The organism is Streptomyces sulfonofaciens (assembly GCF_014656295.1).
Lineage (GTDB): Bacteria > Actinomycetota > Actinomycetes > Streptomycetales > Streptomycetaceae > Streptomyces > Streptomyces sulfonofaciens.
Genome location: NZ_BNCD01000003.1, coordinates 433,544 through 448,494, shown reverse-complemented (window position 1 = coordinate 448,494; position 14,951 = coordinate 433,544). Strand labels below are relative to the sequence as shown.

Below are 14,951 nucleotides of genomic sequence, written 5' to 3'. Positions count from 1 at the left end.
CACGGCGTACGTACACGGTCACGGTTCGGTGTTACCAGCGCGTGACCAGCCGGTCAAACGGCCGTGAAAGCCGGACGGAAGCCGCGGAATCCGGGCCCGGGGCCCCGGCGGCGCCGCTACCTGCGGTGATCGCCGGGGCCTGGGTCATCGGCCCGATACCGGTCGGTAATTCCTTGTGCGGAGATTCACATTCGGGCGCCGAGTGCCGGTCCCCGTCTCAGACCGCCTGCGGGGCCGCGTGCCGCCCGAGCGCACCGGCGACCGCGGAGGTGCCTGCGTCCCGGCGCTCTACGGCCATCCGGTACAGCCGGCCCGCGCGGTAGGAGGAGCGGACCAGGGGCCCCGAGAGCACACCGGAGAAGCCGATCTCCTCGGCCTCCTCCTTCAGCTCCACGAACTCCTCCGGCTTGACCCAGCGCTCCACCGGGTGGTGGCGCACCGACGGGCGCAGGTACTGCGTGATGGTGATCAGCTCGCAACCGGCCTCGTGCAGTTGGTGCAGCGCCTCGCTGATCTCCGCGCGCTCCTCGCCCATGCCCAGGATGAGGTTGGACTTGGTGACCAGGCCGGCCGCACGGGCCTCGGTGATCACCTTCAGCGAGCGCTCGTAGCGGAAGCCGGGGCGGATGCGCTTGAAGATCCTGGGCACGGTCTCCACGTTGTGGGCCAGCACCTCGGGGCGGGACGAGAAGACCTCGGCCAACTGGCCGGGTTCCGCGTTGAAGTCCGGGATCAGCAGCTCGACCTTGGTGCGGCCGGCCTCGCGTCCGGCCGTCATGCCGTGGATCTGCCGCACCGTCTCCGCGTACAGCCAGGCGCCGCCGTCCTCCAGGTCGTCACGGGCGACGCCGGTGATGGTGGCGTAGTTCAGGTCCATGGTGACCACGGACTCGCCGACGCGGCGGGGCTCGTCGCGGTCCAGGGCCTTGGGCCGGCCGGTGTCGATCTGGCAGAAGTCGCAGCGCCGGGTGCACTGGTCGCCGCCGATGAGGAAGGTGGCCTCGCGGTCCTCCCAGCACTCGTAGATGTTGGGGCAGCCGGCCTCCTGGCAGACCGTGTGCAGTCCCTCGCGCTTCACCAGGCTCTGCATCTGCCGGTACTCGGGACCCATTTTCGCCCGGGTCTTGATCCAGTCGGGCTTGCGCTCGATGGGGGTCTGGCTGTTGCGGACCTCCAGGCGCAGCAATCGCCGGCCGTCAGGCCCTGGCGCTGACTGCCCTTCCGGTGCGACTGCGGACACGTCGGCTCCCTGCTACTTGGGTTTTTCGGTGGTTCTTGGGCCGGTCGGACCGGGATGCGTCTTCGATTCCTCGGCGCATCCCAGCGTACGCCCGGCAAGTGCACGGCTCATCCCCCGGCCCAACCTCCGGCCGGCGGGGTGCATTCCCGTGGGACGCGCGCCCCCGGAGCACGGCCTCGTGGTCCGGGACGGCCCGGATGCACGCCGGGGTGGGCGCAACGCCGGCGACGAGCCCTGGGCGCTCGCGGCCCGTGGCACCCGCCGGCGTGCGGTAAAGGGGGTAAAGGGTTCGAGCGGGGCGTGCGCCGGGGGCCCAGGGGAGATGCGCGCCAGGGGGGCGTGGCAGGCGTGCGCCGGGTGGCTCCGAGGGGCTTCGAGGGGCTTCGAGGGGCTCCGAGCGGGCGTGCGCCGGCCCGGCGCTCCCTCGGCGGACTCCGGCGGCGGTACCGGTCACCGGCGTCCGCGGCGGCCCGGGGAGCCGTGCAGGCTTAGGGGCTGAGGAGGCCGAGGAGACCCAAGGCACTACGGAGGCCGAGGGGCCCAGGAGGCTCACGGGGCCATGGCGGCCCACGGGGCCACGCGGACTAGGGGGCCACGGCGGTCGCGGTGGCGGCACCGGTCGCGGCGCCCGCACCGGCCGGCGCGCCTCCGTCGGGTCCGGCCTCCCGCGGTTTCGGCTCCGCGTGCTCCAGCACGTCCCGCAGGTGTCTCTCCACGACCGGCAGGACCTCCTCGACGGTGATGTCCCGGCCGAGCTCGTTCGCCAGGGACGTCACCCCGGCGTCCCGGATGCCGCACGGCACGATCCGGTCGAACCAGGTGTTGTCCGGGTTCACGTTCAGGGAGAAGCCGTGCATGGTCACGCCCTTGGCGACCCGGATGCCGATCGCGGCGACCTTGCGGTCCTCGCCGCGCTGGCCGGCGTTCGACGGCGCGTACTCCGGGCCGTTCAGCCGGGCGTCGAACTCGTCGTCCCGCAGGCGCGGGTCGAAGTCGAGCGCGAGCCCGCCGAGCGCCCCCGGCCGCTCGGCCGGGTCCTTCGCGTCGCCCAGCACCCACACGCCGCTGCGGCCCTCCACCCGGGTGGTGTCGAGGCCGAACTCCGCGCACACCCGGATGAGGGCCTCCTCCAGGCGGCGGACGTGCGCGACCACGTCCACCGGCCGCGGCAGCTTCATGATCGGGTAGCCGACCAACTGTCCCGGGCCGTGCCAGGTGATCTTGCCGCCGCGGTCCACGTCGATCACCGGAGTGCCGTCGAGCGGGCGCTCCGCGTCGGCGGTGCGCCGGCCGGCGGTGTAGACGGGCAGGTGTTCCAGCAGCAGACAGGTGTCCGGAACCTCGTCGGCGAAGCGGGCCGCGTGCACCCGCCGCTGCTCGTCCCAGGCCTCCTGATACTCGACGTACCGCGTCGACCGGGTGATTCCGGGGGTCCCGGGGGTCCCGGGGGCCGCGGCGACCCGGTCGGCCGGCGCGGACGGAGCGGCTCCGGCGGGGTCGTTCCCGAAGCCCAGCCGGACGAACCGCAGCTCACTCACGGCAGGTGCCTCCCTAGCTCAGCGGGGCGCCGCCGCGCCGCCCTCCGGCGCCGCACCGTGGCGGGCACGCCCCACCTCACTGTACGGGTCCCGCATCCGCGTCAGTCGTCGGGCCAATCCTCACACGATCGGATGAATGCGGGGCGAAGGTGGCGATGAGGACAGCTCAGGCCGTTACATTCACGCCGTCATGGAGGCCATAAGGGCTGCTCAGACACGCCCGGAAGGCAGGAGACCGCACATCTGATGACGGAACGACCTCCGCAGCGCACCCCCAACCGCCAGCTCGCCGCTCTGATCGCGGAGGCAGGGTTCTCCAACGCAGGCTTGGCGCGCCGAGTCGACCAGCTCGGCATCGAGCACGGCCTCGACCTGCGGTACGACAAGACGTCGGTGACCCGGTGGCTCCGCGGTCAGCAGCCCAGGGGCACCACACCCGCGCTGATCGCCGAGGTCTTCACCAGACGCCTCGGCCGGCGGCTGAGCGCCCAGGACCTCGGCCTGGACGCCGCGGCACCGGTCTACGCCGGTCTGGAGTTCGCCTCGACACCCGAGGAGGCCATCGACATCGTCGGCGGGCTCTGGCGCAAGGACTCCGGCAGCCATGCCGAGCTGCGCAAGATCGCCTTCACCCCCGCCGGCCTGGTCGTACCGAGCCGCGACTGGCTGATCGGCCGTCCCGACGACCGCGTGGGCCGCGGCGAGGACCGCCCGGACCGCACGGCCCGCGGCGAGCCGCCGCGTCCCGGCCGGGACTCCGAGCGGCCACCCGGTCCCGGTGGCCGGGGCGAGGAGCCGGGCCGGCCCGACCGGCCGGGCGCCCGCATCCCCGAACAGGCCCGTGGCCGGGCGGACGCCGCCGACCCGCTCCGCCACGCCCTGCCCGAGCAGCGCAGGCGCAGCGTCGAACGCGGTCCCGGCCAGCGGGTGACCGCCGGCGACATCGCCGCACTGCGCTCGGTGAGCGAGCTGTTCCGCGCGCTCGACAACGCCTACGGCGGCGGGCACGCCCGCCAGGCGCTGGTGCGGTACCTGGAGCACGAGGGCGAGCCGATGCTGCGCGGCGTGTACGGCGAGCAGATCGGGCGCAAGCTGTTCGCGGCCGCGGCCGAGCTGACCCGGCTGGCCGGCTGGACCTCGTACGACATCGCGGCGCACGGCCTGGCGCAGCGCTACTTCGTCCAGGCGCTCCGGCTCTCCCAGGCCGCGGGCGATCGCACCTACGGTGCGTACATCCTCGTCACGATGAGCCGCCAGGCTGTCTACCTGGGCCATGGCCGCGAGGCGGTGCAGTTGGCGCGGGTGGCCCAGCAGGGCGTCGGGTCCTCGGCGCCGGGCACCGTGCAGGCGCTGCTGCACGCGGCGGAGGCGCGCGGGCACGGCGTGCTCGGCGAGGTACGGGCCTGTACGGCCTCGCTGGCCAGGGCCGAGCGCGCGCTCGACGCGGCCCGTTCCGGTGACGAGGCACCGCACTGGGCGCGGTTCTTCGACGAGGCTCAGCTCGCCGACGAGTTCGGCCACTGCCACCGCGACCTCCAGCAGTACCGGGCCGCGGCGCAGCACGCGGAGCGCTCCCTGCAACTGCGTGCCCCCGGCTTCGCCCGCAGCCGGCTCTTCTGCCGGGTGGTCCTCGCCACCGCCCGGCTCGGCCTCGGCGAGCTGGAGCAGGCGTGCCTGCTCGGTGCCGAGGCGGCCCAGCAGGCGGCCGACATGCGCTCGGTGCGTGCGCTCGAATACGTGCGCGACTTCGAGCGGCGGTTGGAGCCCTACCGCGACGCGGCACCGGTGCGTGGCTACCGCGAGCGGGTCGCGGCACTGGGATAAGGCGCCGGGCAGCGGTGGGCGGGGCCTGGTCCACGGGCCCCGCCGCCGGGGCCCGTGGACGCGGCATGCCGGCGCACCCGCACGCGCGCCCACGCGCACGTTCGCCTGCCCGCCCGTTCGTACGGGCGTACGGGTGCGACGGTGCCGTGGCCAGGGGGGCGCGGTGGCCCGGTGCGGCGGGGTCAGGCCGCCGCGGGCAGGCCCTGCGGGGTCCGGCCCGGCAGCGGCCGGAAGTCGGCGAGCAGGGCGCGGGCCGCCCGCCTGCCGGAGCGCAGCGCGCCCTGCACCGTGGAGGTGTCCCGGTGCTCCCCGCACACGTACAGCCCGAACAGCAGCCGCACCGGCCGCTGCATGTCGTGCGGCGGCGGCATCGCGGCCACCGCCTCCGGGTCGTGGTGGACGCCGAGCAGCTCCCAGTGCGCCGTCGACGTGCCGTACAGCGTGGCGAGCTGTCTGCGCACCAGCCGGTCCAGGTCGCTCGGCGGAACCCCGAGCACGGTCGTCGAGATCAGCGCACGGCCCTCCGGCGCCCTCGACGGATCGATCTCGCTGGTCACCGCCGTGTGTGCCACCGGCCCGCGGCGGTCGGCGTCCAGCAGCAGTGCGGGACCCGCGGACGGGGGCTCCACCGCGCCGTGGTGGAGCACCGTCACCGGATGCGACGCGGGCACCCGCAGCCCCGGGAGCAGTGCGGCCGCGGAACGGGCGCCCGTGGCCAGCAGCACGGCACGGCAGCCCAGCTCCCCGTGCTCCGCGGTGACCACCGAGGTGGTGGAGACCCCCGTGACCCGTACGCCGGTGTGCACCGTGCCGGGGGGCAGCGCGGCCGCCAGCCGGCACGGCAGCGCCTCCGCGCCGCCCTCCGTGAGGCAGAGCCTGCCGCGCGCGAAGGCGGCCAGTGCCAGATCGGCGCACCGGCTGGACGTCGTCAGCTCGGGGTCGCACAGCAGCGCCGAGAGCAGCGGCCGCAGCACTCCGTCGACGGTGCGCCCGGGCAGGCCGCGTGCGGTGAGTGCCTGTGCCGCGGGGCGCTCCGGCCGGGCGAGCAGCCGGTGCGCGGGGGTCGAGGCGAGCCGGGCGAGCGCCGCATCCAGCCTGGCCTGCTCCAGCGGACCGCTGAGCTGCCCGGGCCGATGGCCGCGGGGGACGCCTGCCAGGGCGCGCGCGGTGCTGCGTGCGCCCACTGTGCGCCGGGCGCTCAGCGGCTCTCCCATACGATGCAGTCGGCCGTCGCTGTGCACCAGGGCCCCCGGCGCGAAGGGCCGGAGCACCAGCCGGTCGAGCCCCGGGACGCGGCGCAGCTCCTGGGGCGAGACCAGCATCAGCCGGCCCGTTCTGTCCAGCCGGAAACCGTCCACCTTCTGCGTCGACATCCGCCCGCCCGGATGGCCGCGTGCCTCCAGGACGACGGCCTGCACCCCCGCTCTGAGCAACTGGTGGGCAGCGGAGAGCCCCGCGACCGAAGCTCCCACGATGACGACGTCGGCATGGCGCGCAGGCTCAAGCACGTGCCCTCCCCGAGGTGGCGCGGCTGCTGAGGACGGGGGTGCCCCCAACAGGCGTACGGATTACCCGAGTTCGGGTTGAGAGTAGGCGCGAATCAGTCAGGCGGAAGTCGCGCATCAACCGGGCACGGTCGCACGGTGGTCGCATACCGACGGAAACGGTCAAGAGGGTGCCGCCCGCCAAGCAGGTGCGGCCGGGCGCCGGGCGACCCGGGAGCCGGGCGTGCGCCGTCCCCGCCCGCCGCCGTGCGCCTCCCGCGGCCCTTCGCCGCCCGTGCCGCCGCCCGGCCCGCCCCTCGCCGGTCCGGACATCCGAACCCGTCCCCGCGGCCCCGCCCCCGCGGCCCGCCGCCGGGCGGGCTGCCGCCCCTCCGGCTCAGGCCAGCGCCGCGCGCACCATGTCCTCGATGTCGGGGAAGGCGAAGGCGAAACCGGACTGGAGCAGTCTGGTGGGCAGCACGCGCTGGCCGGTGAGCGTGTCGTCGGCCAGTTCGCCGAGGACGAGGCGCAGCGCGGGCGCGGGCACCGGGAGGAGCGTGGGGCGGTGCAGTACCCGGCCCATCGCGGCGGTCACCTCGCGGTTCGTACGGGGCTCGGGGCCCGTCAGATTGACCGGACCCGAGAGTTCCCCGGTGTCGATGAGATGGCGCAGCGCGGCCACCTCGTCGTGCAGCGCGATACAGCTCCAGTACTGCCGCCCGTCGCCGAGACGCCCGCCGAGCCCGGCCCTGAACAGGGGGAACAGCCTCGCCCACGCACCGCCTCCGCGGGCCACGACCAGACCGCTGCGGGCGAACACGGTTCGCACGCCCGCCTCCTGGGCGGCAGCCGCCGCCTCCTCCCACTCCACGCACAGCGACGGCAGGAAGCCGTCTCCCGGCGGGTCGTCCTCGTCCACGGCCCGTTCGCCCGTGTCGCCGTAGAAGCCGACCGCGCTGCCGTTCACGAACACCCCCGGCGGCTCGTCCAGCGAGGCGACGGCCTCCGCGAGCGCGGCCGTGCCCAGCACGCGGCTGTCGCGCACCGCCCTCTTGTGGGCCTCGGTCCAGCGGCGGTCCCCGATGCCCACACCGGCCAGATTGACGACGGCCGTGCAGCCCGTGAGCCCCACCACGTCGACCTCCTGACGCTCCGGGTCCCACCGCACCTCGCCGGGCCCCCGCGGCGCCCTGCGCACCAGTCGCACCACCTCGTACCCGTCCGAGACGAGCGAGCGCACCAGCGCACTGCCGATCAGGCCGGACGCGCCGGCCACCGCGATACGGGTTCCGTCCATGGCCCCAGTCTGCCGCTCCGCCGGGCCACCCGGCGGCCGGGCCGTAGAGTGGCGCACATGACGCACCTGTCCGGCCCCTCCATACGCTTCGCACGGTCACAGGACGAGGCGCTCCTCGGCAGGCTCGACCGCGACACCTGGTCCACGCTGTCCGCCGTCCACCCCCGCGAGGAGCCGCCGTACCGGCCCTTCTTCGACGAGGCCCGCCCGCCCCGGGACCATCTCGTCGCCGAGCTCGACGGCCGGCTCGTGGGCTACCTCCGGCTCGGCTTCCCCACATCCCTGGCCGCCAACGCACACGTCCGGCAGATCAGGGGGCTCGCGGTCGCGGCGGACGCGCGCGGCAGGGGAGTGGGCCGGGCGCTGCTCGACGCGGCGGTGGAGGAGGCGCGCCGCCAGGGCGCGCGGCGTCTGACCCTGCGCGTCCTCGGCCACAACGCACCGGCGCGTGCGCTCTACGAGTCGGCGGGCTTCGTCATCGAGGGCATCCAGCCCGGCGAGTTCTACCTGGACGGCGAGTACGTCGACGACGTGCTGATGGGCCGGAGCCTGTGACCGGCGCGCTCACCGCCCTCCGGCGGCCTGGGCCCGTGCGGCACGCGGCGGTGGCAGGGGCCGGCCGGATGCCGGTGCCACGGTCAGGGGCGACGGCCGGCCCGGGCGCGACCACCGTGCGCCGGGCGGCCGGTGCGGGCGCGGACGGCCGTGTCCGGGCGCGGAGGCCATGTGCGGACGGCCGTGTCCGGGCACGGCGGCCGGGTGGGGGCGGCCGGTGCGGGTGCCGACCGTCATGACCCGAACCGTCATGATCCGAACCGTTCCCACAGCTTCGGGTAGCGCCGGGCGAGTGCCACCTCGTCCTCGAAGTCGACCGGGACGCCCTCCGGCTCCGCGGGCGCGGGCGGCAGGCCCAGATCGGGTGCCACGGTCCCGGTGAGCTGCTCGTACGCCTCGTCCGCCGCGTACCCCAGCTCCTCGCCGTCCCCGTCGACCTCCTCGTCGAAGTCGTCCAGCAGTTCGGCGAGTGCGTCCGGTTCGTGCACGGCGCCCTCGAATGCCTCCCTGCCCTGGCCGATCAGCCAGCACCGGAAGTAGTCGAACGCGTCGTCGCTCGCCCCGCCGAGCAGCAGCCACGCGGCGCCCCACAGATCCCAACTGTAGGCGCGGGTGTAGCGCGCCTCGAAGTGCCTGGCGAAGTCCAGGACGGACTCGGGGTCGTACTGCACCAGGCGGTCGACGAGCAGCTCGGCGTGGTCGTCGGGGTCGCCCCCGGCGGCCTCGCGGGTACTGTCCACGATCTCCCAGAACTCGGTCTCGTCCATCACGGGTCAAGCATCGGCCCTGGGGCTGGGCCATGCACGCGGAGTACCGCAGATGTACCCCGATTCGTCATGTGGCTGTGTCACCCGAGGCACACGACATGGTGCCCGCGCCGTGCGGGCCCGCGCCGAACCGCCGGCGTGCGCGGCTCGTGCGCGGCCGCCCAACCCACCCGCGGACACCAGAAGAGCCGGAAAAGCACGACAGGAGATGTCGGTGTTCGCTGCCAGGCTGCGCCCATGGAGAACACACAGCCGCTCGGCGGCCGTATCGCCCTGGTCGCGGGGGCCACCCGGGGCGCGGGCCGCGCCATGGCCGTCGAACTCGGCCGGGCGGGAGCCACCGTCTACGCCACAGGACGCACCACACGGCAGCGGGTCAGCGAGGTGGGCAGGACCACCGAGACCATCGAGGAGACCGCGGAACTCGTCTGCGCCGCGGCGGCCGAGGCCGGTACGCCGGGCGCGGGCATCGCGGTGCCCGCCGACCATCTGCACCCGGACCAGGTGCGCGCCGTCGTCGACCGCATCGAGCACGAGCAGGGCCGGCTCGACGTCCTCGTCAACGACCTCTGGGGCGGCGAGCACCTCGTCGACTTCGACAGCAAGTTGTGGGAGGCGGACCTCGACAAGGGCCTGCGGATGCTGGAACTCGGCGTCCGTGCGCACATCATCACCAGCCGTCTCGCGCTGCCGCTGCTGGTGCGGCGGCCGGGCGGGCTCGTCGTCGAGATGACGGACGGCACGGCCGAGTCCAACCGCGCCTACCGCGGCACCTTCTTCTACGACCTCGCCAAGACCGCACCCATCCGCATGGCCCTCGCGCTCGGCGCGGAGCTGGCGGGCGTAGGAGGCACCGCCGTCTCGCTCACTCCCGGCTTCCTCCGCTCCGAGCAGATGCTCGACCACTTCGGCGTCACCGAGGAGAACTGGCGGGACGCCATCGCCGAGGAGCCGCACTTCGCCATCTCCGAGTCCCCCGTCTTCGTCGCCCGCGCCCTCGTCGCCCTGGCGGCCGACCCCGACCGGGGACGCTTCAACGGCACCTCGCTCTCCAGCGGGGGGCTCGCCAGGGAGTACGGGTTCACGGACGTCGACGGCTCGCGTCCGGACGCCTGGGCGTACCTGTCTCAGGTGGCGGCGGGCGGTGCCGGCCGGCCGGCCGAGGAGTACCGGTAGGACGGCGGTCGCGGCTCGCGGTACTGCGCGGACGTCCGCTCGGCCGCCTCGGCGAGGCGTGCGCGGAGTGCGGCCGGGCACAGCACCTCCGCCTCCGGGCCGAGCGCCAGCAACTGGCTGTAGGCGACGGCCTCCGACTCCACGGGCAGCGTGGCCGTGACCCGGCCGCGGGCGTCCGGCCCCGTGGCCCCGGCCAGTGCCTCCCGGGCGGCCACCGGGTCGACGGCGCCCGGTAGCTGCCGGGCGCCCTCCGGCGTGAGCCGCACCACCACCGTCGTCCGCAGGAGGGCGCGGGCGAACCGCTCGGCCTGCTCCTCCCAGAACGCCGGCAGGTCGAACGCCTCGTCCCGTACGAAGTGGTCACCGGTGGGCGCCACGGAGCAGAAGCGGTCGATGCGGTAGACGCGAAAGGAACCGCGGGCGCCGCGGGCCGCGCAGGCACCCGCGCTACCCGGCGTATCCGCGCTGCCCGGCGCACTCGCGCTACCCGGCGTACCCGGGACAGCGGACGCGTCGTCCGGGGCAGGGGTGGTGCCCGGGACACGGAAGGCGCCCGGAAGGCGGGACGCGGCGGGAACACCGCACACGCCGGCCGACGCCCAGGGTGACGCACCGCCGGTGCCACCGGCGGTACCACCGGCCGGGGCGGTGCGGTGCGCGGACGCGGTGCCGGGTCCGGGGACCGTACCGGGGCCCGCATCGCAGACGGGCTCCGGGAGCGCTCGGGCGCACAGGTACCAGACGCCCGCCTTGAGGACCAGGCCGTAGGGCTCCAGCGTTCTGACGACCTCGTGGTCGCCGGCACCGTCCGCGCGGCGGCGGTAACGGGCGGCGATCCGGCGGTCGCCCCAGACCGCGTCCGCCACGACCGGCAGCAGGTCGGGCGTCCGCGGCTCCCTGAACCAGCCGGGCGCGTCCAGGTGGAAGCGCTGGGCGGCGGTCCGGGAGGCGTCGCGCAGCGAGGGCAGGAGCGCGGCGGACACCTTCAGGCGGGCGGTCGAGGCCGCGTCCTCAAGGCCCATCTCGCGCAGGGCACCGGGCACCCCCGACAGGAAGAGCGCCTCCGCCTCGCCGCGCGCAAGTCCGGTCAGTCGGGTGCGGTAACCGTCCACGAGGCGGTAGCCGCCGGTGCGGCCGCGGTCCGCGTAGACCGGGACGCCCGCCTCGGAGAGTGCCTGGGCGTCCCGGGTGACGGTGCGTTCGGAGACGCCCAGCTCCCGGGCGAGTTCCGCGGCCGTCATGGCGGGCCGGGACTGCAGGAGGAGCACCATTCTGATCAGGCGGGCTGCGCGCATGGGGCCATTCTGCGGTCTGCCGCGGGCCGGTCCAGCGGTGCTCCCGAGGAGGAGGACGCCGGCCGGTGCCGTCCGGCCGACCGGGGGCCGGCGGGAGGCAGCCGTGGTGGCCGGTGGTGCCGGTGCGCGGCGCCGGTGCGCACGGGCCGTCGCCGAGGGTCGCGGCAAGGCGCCGTGCCACCTTCAAACCCATCATTGAATTCTGCTTGAGACTTACCGTGGCCTTTGCGTCGGTACGCTGGGCAGGCCATCCGGAAAGCCTCAAGGACAGGGGGCGATATGAGCGCAGTGCGGCTGCGGCCGGTCGACCTGGCCCGGACGCACGGCCTGTCCACGCAGGCGGTGCGGAACTACGAGGCGGCGGGCATCCTGCCGCCCGCGGAGCGCACGGAGCACGGGTACCGGGTCTACACGCCTACCTGGAGGAGTGGGCCGCCCGGACGCCGTCGGCAGGACCCACCGCACCCGCAGGACCCGCAGGACGCCCTGGACCCGCAGGACGCCCTGGACCCGCATGAAGCCCAAAACCACCTGGCACCGGGGCGCGCATGACGCCCGCCCCGCCCTGCCGGTCCGGGCCACCGGGCCTTCGGGCCTCTGTGCCTTCGCGTGTCCGCGTCTCTACACCTCCGGACCTCTACACCTCCGGACCTCTGCGCCTCCGGGCCTCTGCGCCTTCGCGTCTCCGCGCCTCTGCGTGTCCGGGCCTCCGGGCCCCTGCGCCTTCGCGGCTCGCGGTCCGCGGAAGGCATGGGGTCAGGACGCCGCCGTCCTGCACCGCCCGAGAACGATCGTGCCCACCCACCGGGAAGGCGGGTGGGCACGGAAGGGCAGGCTGCCCGGCCAGGCGGCTGCCCGGCCCGGCCAGGCCGGGCCCGCGGGGGTCAGACCGCGTAGCGCTCGCGGGCCTCCTTGACGGCCGTGGCGGGTACCTCCCCGCGGCGTGCGAGCTGTGCGAGCGCCGCCACCACCACGGACTCGGCGTCGACGCCGAAGTGGCGCCGGGCCGCCTCCCGGGTGTCGGAGAGGCCGAAGCCGTCCGCGCCCAGGGAGGTGTAGTCCTGCTCGACCCACTGCGCGATCTGGTCGGGCACCTGGCGCATGTAGTCGCTGACGGCCAGTACGGGACCTTCCGCGCCTGCCAGGGCCTGGCGCAGGTACGGCACCTGCTCCTCGCCGCGCAGCACCGCCGCGTCCGCGGCCATGGCGTCCCGGCGCAGCTCGCCCCACGAGGTCGCGGACCACACGTCGGCGGCCACGCCCCACTCCTCGGCCAGCAGCTTCTGCGCCGCGAGCACCCAGTGGATCGCGGTCCCCGACCCCAGCAGTTGGATGCGCGGTGCGTTCTCGGGGACGGCCAGGCCCGCGGACCGGGCGGTGTTGAAGCGGTACAGGCCCTTGACGATGCCCTCGTCCACACCGGCCGGCTTCGCGGGCTGCGGCATCGGCTCGTTGTAGACCGTGAGGTAGTAGAAGACGTCGCGGTCCGCCTCGCTCTCGCCGTCGGACAGCTCGCCGTACATCCGGCGCAGCCCCTCCTTGACGATGGCCGCGATCTCGTAAGCGAACGCCGGGTCGTAGCTGAGCGCCGCGGGGTTGGTCGAGGCGATCAGCGGCGACTGCCCGTCCGCGTGCTGGAGGCCCTCGCCGGTGAGCGTGGTGCGGCCCGCGGTGGCGCCGACCAGGAAACCGCGGCCGAGCTGGTCACCGAGCTGCCACATCTGGTCGGCGGTGCGCTGCCAGCCGAACATCGAGTAGAAGATGTAGAACGGGATCATCGCCTCGGCGTGCGTGGCGTACGAGGTCGCCGCGGCGATGAAGTCGGCCATGGAGCCGGCCTCGGTGATGCCCTCGTTGAGGATCTGGCCGTTCTCGGCCTCGCGGTAGTACATCAGTTGGTCGCGGTCGACCGGCTCGTACGTCTGGCCCTTCGGCGAGTAGATGCCGAGGGAAGGGAAGAGCGACTCCATGCCGAAGGTGCGGGCCTCGTCCGGCACGATCGGCACCCAGCGCCTGCCGGTCTCCTTGTCCCTGACCAGGTCCTTCACCAGGCGTACGAACGCCATGGTGGTGGCCACCGACTGGGAGCCCGAGCCCTTGTCGAAGGCGGCGAACGCCTTCTCGGCCGGCGCGGGCAGCGGCGTGAGGGGCTGCACACGGCGGGCCGGGGCCGGGCCGCCGAGGGCAGCGCGGCGCTCCTTGAGGTAGCGCACCTCGGGGGAGTCGGGGCCCGGGTGGGCGTAGGGCACCTGGCCGTCCACGAAGGCGCTGTCCGGGATCGGCAGGTCGAGCAGCTCGCGCATGGTCTTGAACTCGTCCACCGTCAGCTTCTTCATCTGGTGGTTGGCGTTCTTGGACGCGAAGCCCTCGCCCAGCGTGAAGCCCTTGACGGTCTGCGCGAGGATCACCGTCGGTGCGCCCTTGTGCGCCAGGGCCGCCCGGTAGGCCGCGTACACCTTGCGGGGCTCGTGGCCGCCGCGGGACAGGTGGAAGCACTCCAGGATCTTGTCGTCCGACAGCAGCCTCGCCAGCTCGGCGAGCGCCGGGTCCGCGCCGAAGAAGTCCTGGCGGATGTAGGCGGCGTCGCGGGTCTGGTACGTCTGCACCTGGGCGTCCGGCACCTCGCGCAGCCGGCGGACCAGCGCCCCGGTGGTGTCGAGCCGCAGCAGCTCGTCCCAGGCACTGCCCCACAGGGACTTGACGACGTTCCAGCCGGCGCCGCGGAACTGCGCCTCCAGCTCCTGCACGATCTTGAAGTTGGCGCGCACGGGGCCGTCGAGGCGCTGCAGGTTGCAGTTGATGACGAAGGTCAGGTTGTCCAGGCCCTCGCGGGCGGCGAGCGCGAGCGCGGCCGTCGACTCCGGCTCGTCCATCTCGCCGTCGCCGAGGAACGCCCAGACGTGCGAGCGCGAGGTGTCCTTGATGCCGCGGGCGGTGAGGTAGCGGTTGAAGCGCGCCTGGTAGATCGCGGAGAGCGGGCCGAGGCCCATGGACACGGTCGGGAACTCCCACAGCCACGGCAGTCGGCGCGGGTGCGGGTACGACGGCAGGCCACGGCCGTCCGCCTCGCGGCGGAAGTGGTCCAGGTGCGCCTCGGTCAGGCGGCCGTCCAGGAAGGCGCGGGCGTAGATGCCGGGGGAGGCGTGGCCCTGTATGTAGAGCTGGTCCCCGCTGCCGTCGCCCTCCTTGCCGCGGAAGAAGTGGTTGAAGCCGGTCTCGTAGAGCCAGGCGGCGGAGGCGAAGGTGGCGATGTGGCCGCCGACGCCGTGCTTCGAGCCGCGGGTGACCATCGCCGCGGCGTTCCACCGGTTCCAGGCGGTGATCCGGCTCTCCAACGCCTCGTCGCCGTCCACGGCGGGCTCGTCGGCGGTGGGGATGGTGTTGACGTAGTCGGTCTCCAGAAGCTTCGGGAGCGCGAGACCGGCGCCCTCGGCACGCTCCAGGGTGCGGCGCATCAGATACGCGGCACGGTGCGGACCGGCCGCCTCGGTGACGGCGTCCAGGGACGCCTGCCATTCGGCGGTCTCCTCCGGGTCCCGGTCCGGGAGCTGGTCCAGCTCACTCGGCTGGTGGGGGATCCTCCCGGTGGTGCTCGGCCGGGAGTGGGGGAGGGTCGGGTCGGTCATGTCGCCGCCTTCCGGAGTCGAAGGGGGTCCTCGTCGGTGAGGTTAGGCTTGCCCTTGATCTTTGGCAGGACAGGGCATGAGGCTTTGTTGAAGCCAGGATGACTGTAAGCCCCTGATCGATGATCGATCAAAGGATCCGGTGCAAAACT

Annotated in this window: 10 protein-coding genes and 1 pseudogene; 4 read left to right on the top strand and 7 right to left on the bottom strand. The window is 74.1% G+C overall.

Annotated elements, in window-relative coordinates; translation table 11 throughout:
* Window positions 1-217: 217 nt before the first annotated feature.
* Window positions 218-1,240 (bottom strand): lipoyl synthase, encoded by a 1,023-nt coding sequence (locus IE313_RS07690; protein ID WP_189930178.1) that lies wholly within the window; start codon window positions 1,238-1,240, stop codon window positions 218-220.
* Between the two features lie 584 nt (window positions 1,241-1,824).
* Window positions 1,825-2,778, bottom strand: a complete 954-nt coding sequence (lipB, locus tag IE313_RS07685) for a lipoyl(octanoyl) transferase LipB (protein ID WP_373316937.1) — start codon at window positions 2,776-2,778, stop codon at window positions 1,825-1,827.
* Window positions 2,779-3,024: 246 nt separating this feature from the next.
* On the opposite strand from lipB, the gene IE313_RS07680 reads away from it, so the two are divergent.
* Window positions 3,025-4,602 carry an NsdA family TPR-like regulatory protein gene (locus IE313_RS07680; RefSeq protein ID WP_189930177.1) on the top strand — a complete coding sequence of 526 codons (1,578 nt, stop codon included), beginning with the start codon at window positions 3,025-3,027 and terminating at the stop codon, window positions 4,600-4,602.
* 182 nt (window positions 4,603-4,784) lie between these two features.
* Here the strand turns inward: IE313_RS07680 and IE313_RS07675 are convergent, their stop codons facing one another.
* Together IE313_RS07675 and IE313_RS07670 are read right to left on the bottom strand one after the other, a co-directional pair.
* Entirely contained in the window at window positions 4,785-6,110 is a 1,326-nt protein-coding gene (locus IE313_RS07675) for an NAD(P)/FAD-dependent oxidoreductase (RefSeq protein ID WP_189930176.1), read from the bottom strand.
* A 373-nt stretch (window positions 6,111-6,483) separates the two neighbouring features.
* A complete protein-coding gene (locus IE313_RS07670) occupies window positions 6,484-7,383 on the bottom strand; it encodes a TIGR01777 family oxidoreductase (RefSeq protein WP_189930175.1) in 900 nt (299 codons plus the stop codon).
* Between the two features lie 66 nt (window positions 7,384-7,449).
* Between IE313_RS07670 and IE313_RS07665 the strand changes: the two genes are divergently transcribed.
* Window positions 7,450-7,938, top strand: a complete 489-nt coding sequence (locus IE313_RS07665) for a GNAT family N-acetyltransferase (protein ID WP_373316946.1) — start codon at window positions 7,450-7,452, stop codon at window positions 7,936-7,938.
* Between the two features lie 248 nt (window positions 7,939-8,186).
* On the opposite strand, the gene IE313_RS07660 is transcribed toward IE313_RS07665, so the two are convergent.
* Entirely contained in the window at window positions 8,187-8,705 is a 519-nt protein-coding gene (locus IE313_RS07660) for a DUF4240 domain-containing protein (protein WP_189930286.1), read from the bottom strand.
* Between the two features lie 237 nt (window positions 8,706-8,942).
* On the opposite strand from IE313_RS07660, the gene IE313_RS07655 reads away from it, so the two are divergent.
* Window positions 8,943-9,881 (top strand): SDR family oxidoreductase, encoded by a 939-nt coding sequence (locus IE313_RS07655; protein ID WP_189930173.1) that lies wholly within the window; start codon window positions 8,943-8,945, stop codon window positions 9,879-9,881.
* Here the strand turns inward: IE313_RS07655 and IE313_RS35010 are convergent.
* Entirely contained in the window at window positions 9,833-11,176 is a 1,344-nt protein-coding gene (locus IE313_RS35010; protein WP_229924445.1) for a helix-turn-helix transcriptional regulator, read from the bottom strand. The two genes, IE313_RS07655 and IE313_RS35010, sit on opposite strands and share 49 nt — an antisense overlap.
* 279 nt (window positions 11,177-11,455) lie before the next feature.
* Between IE313_RS35010 and IE313_RS07645 the strand changes: the two are divergent.
* Window positions 11,456-11,593: pseudogene (locus IE313_RS07645) on the top strand (MerR family DNA-binding transcriptional regulator); the annotation flags it as partial.
* Between the two features lie 467 nt (window positions 11,594-12,060).
* Here the strand turns inward: IE313_RS07645 and aceE are convergent.
* The gene (gene aceE, locus IE313_RS07640; RefSeq protein ID WP_189930172.1) at window positions 12,061-14,802 is read right to left on the bottom strand and encodes a pyruvate dehydrogenase (acetyl-transferring), homodimeric type; all 2,742 of its coding nucleotides are present in this window, start codon (window positions 14,800-14,802) and stop codon (window positions 12,061-12,063) included.
* Between the last annotated feature and the right edge of the window lie 149 nt (window positions 14,803-14,951).

Excerpts from the sequence above, each read along its gene's own strand:
- IE313_RS07680 (WP_189930177.1), top strand. The coding sequence starts at position 3,025 with ATGACGGAACGACCTCCGCAGCGCACCCCCAACCGCCAGCTCGCCGCT.
- IE313_RS07670 (WP_189930175.1), bottom strand. The coding sequence starts at position 7,383 with ATGGACGGAACCCGTATCGCGGTGGCCGGCGCGTCCGGCCTGATCGGC.
- IE313_RS07660 (WP_189930286.1), bottom strand. The coding sequence starts at position 8,705 with ATGGACGAGACCGAGTTCTGGGAGATCGTGGACAGTACCCGCGAGGCC.
- IE313_RS07655 (WP_189930173.1), top strand. The coding sequence starts at position 8,943 with ATGGAGAACACACAGCCGCTCGGCGGCCGTATCGCCCTGGTCGCGGGG.
- IE313_RS35010 (WP_229924445.1), bottom strand. The coding sequence starts at position 11,176 with ATGCGCGCAGCCCGCCTGATCAGAATGGTGCTCCTCCTGCAGTCCCGG.
- aceE (WP_189930172.1), bottom strand. The coding sequence starts at position 14,802 with ATGACCGACCCGACCCTCCCCCACTCCCGGCCGAGCACCACCGGGAGG.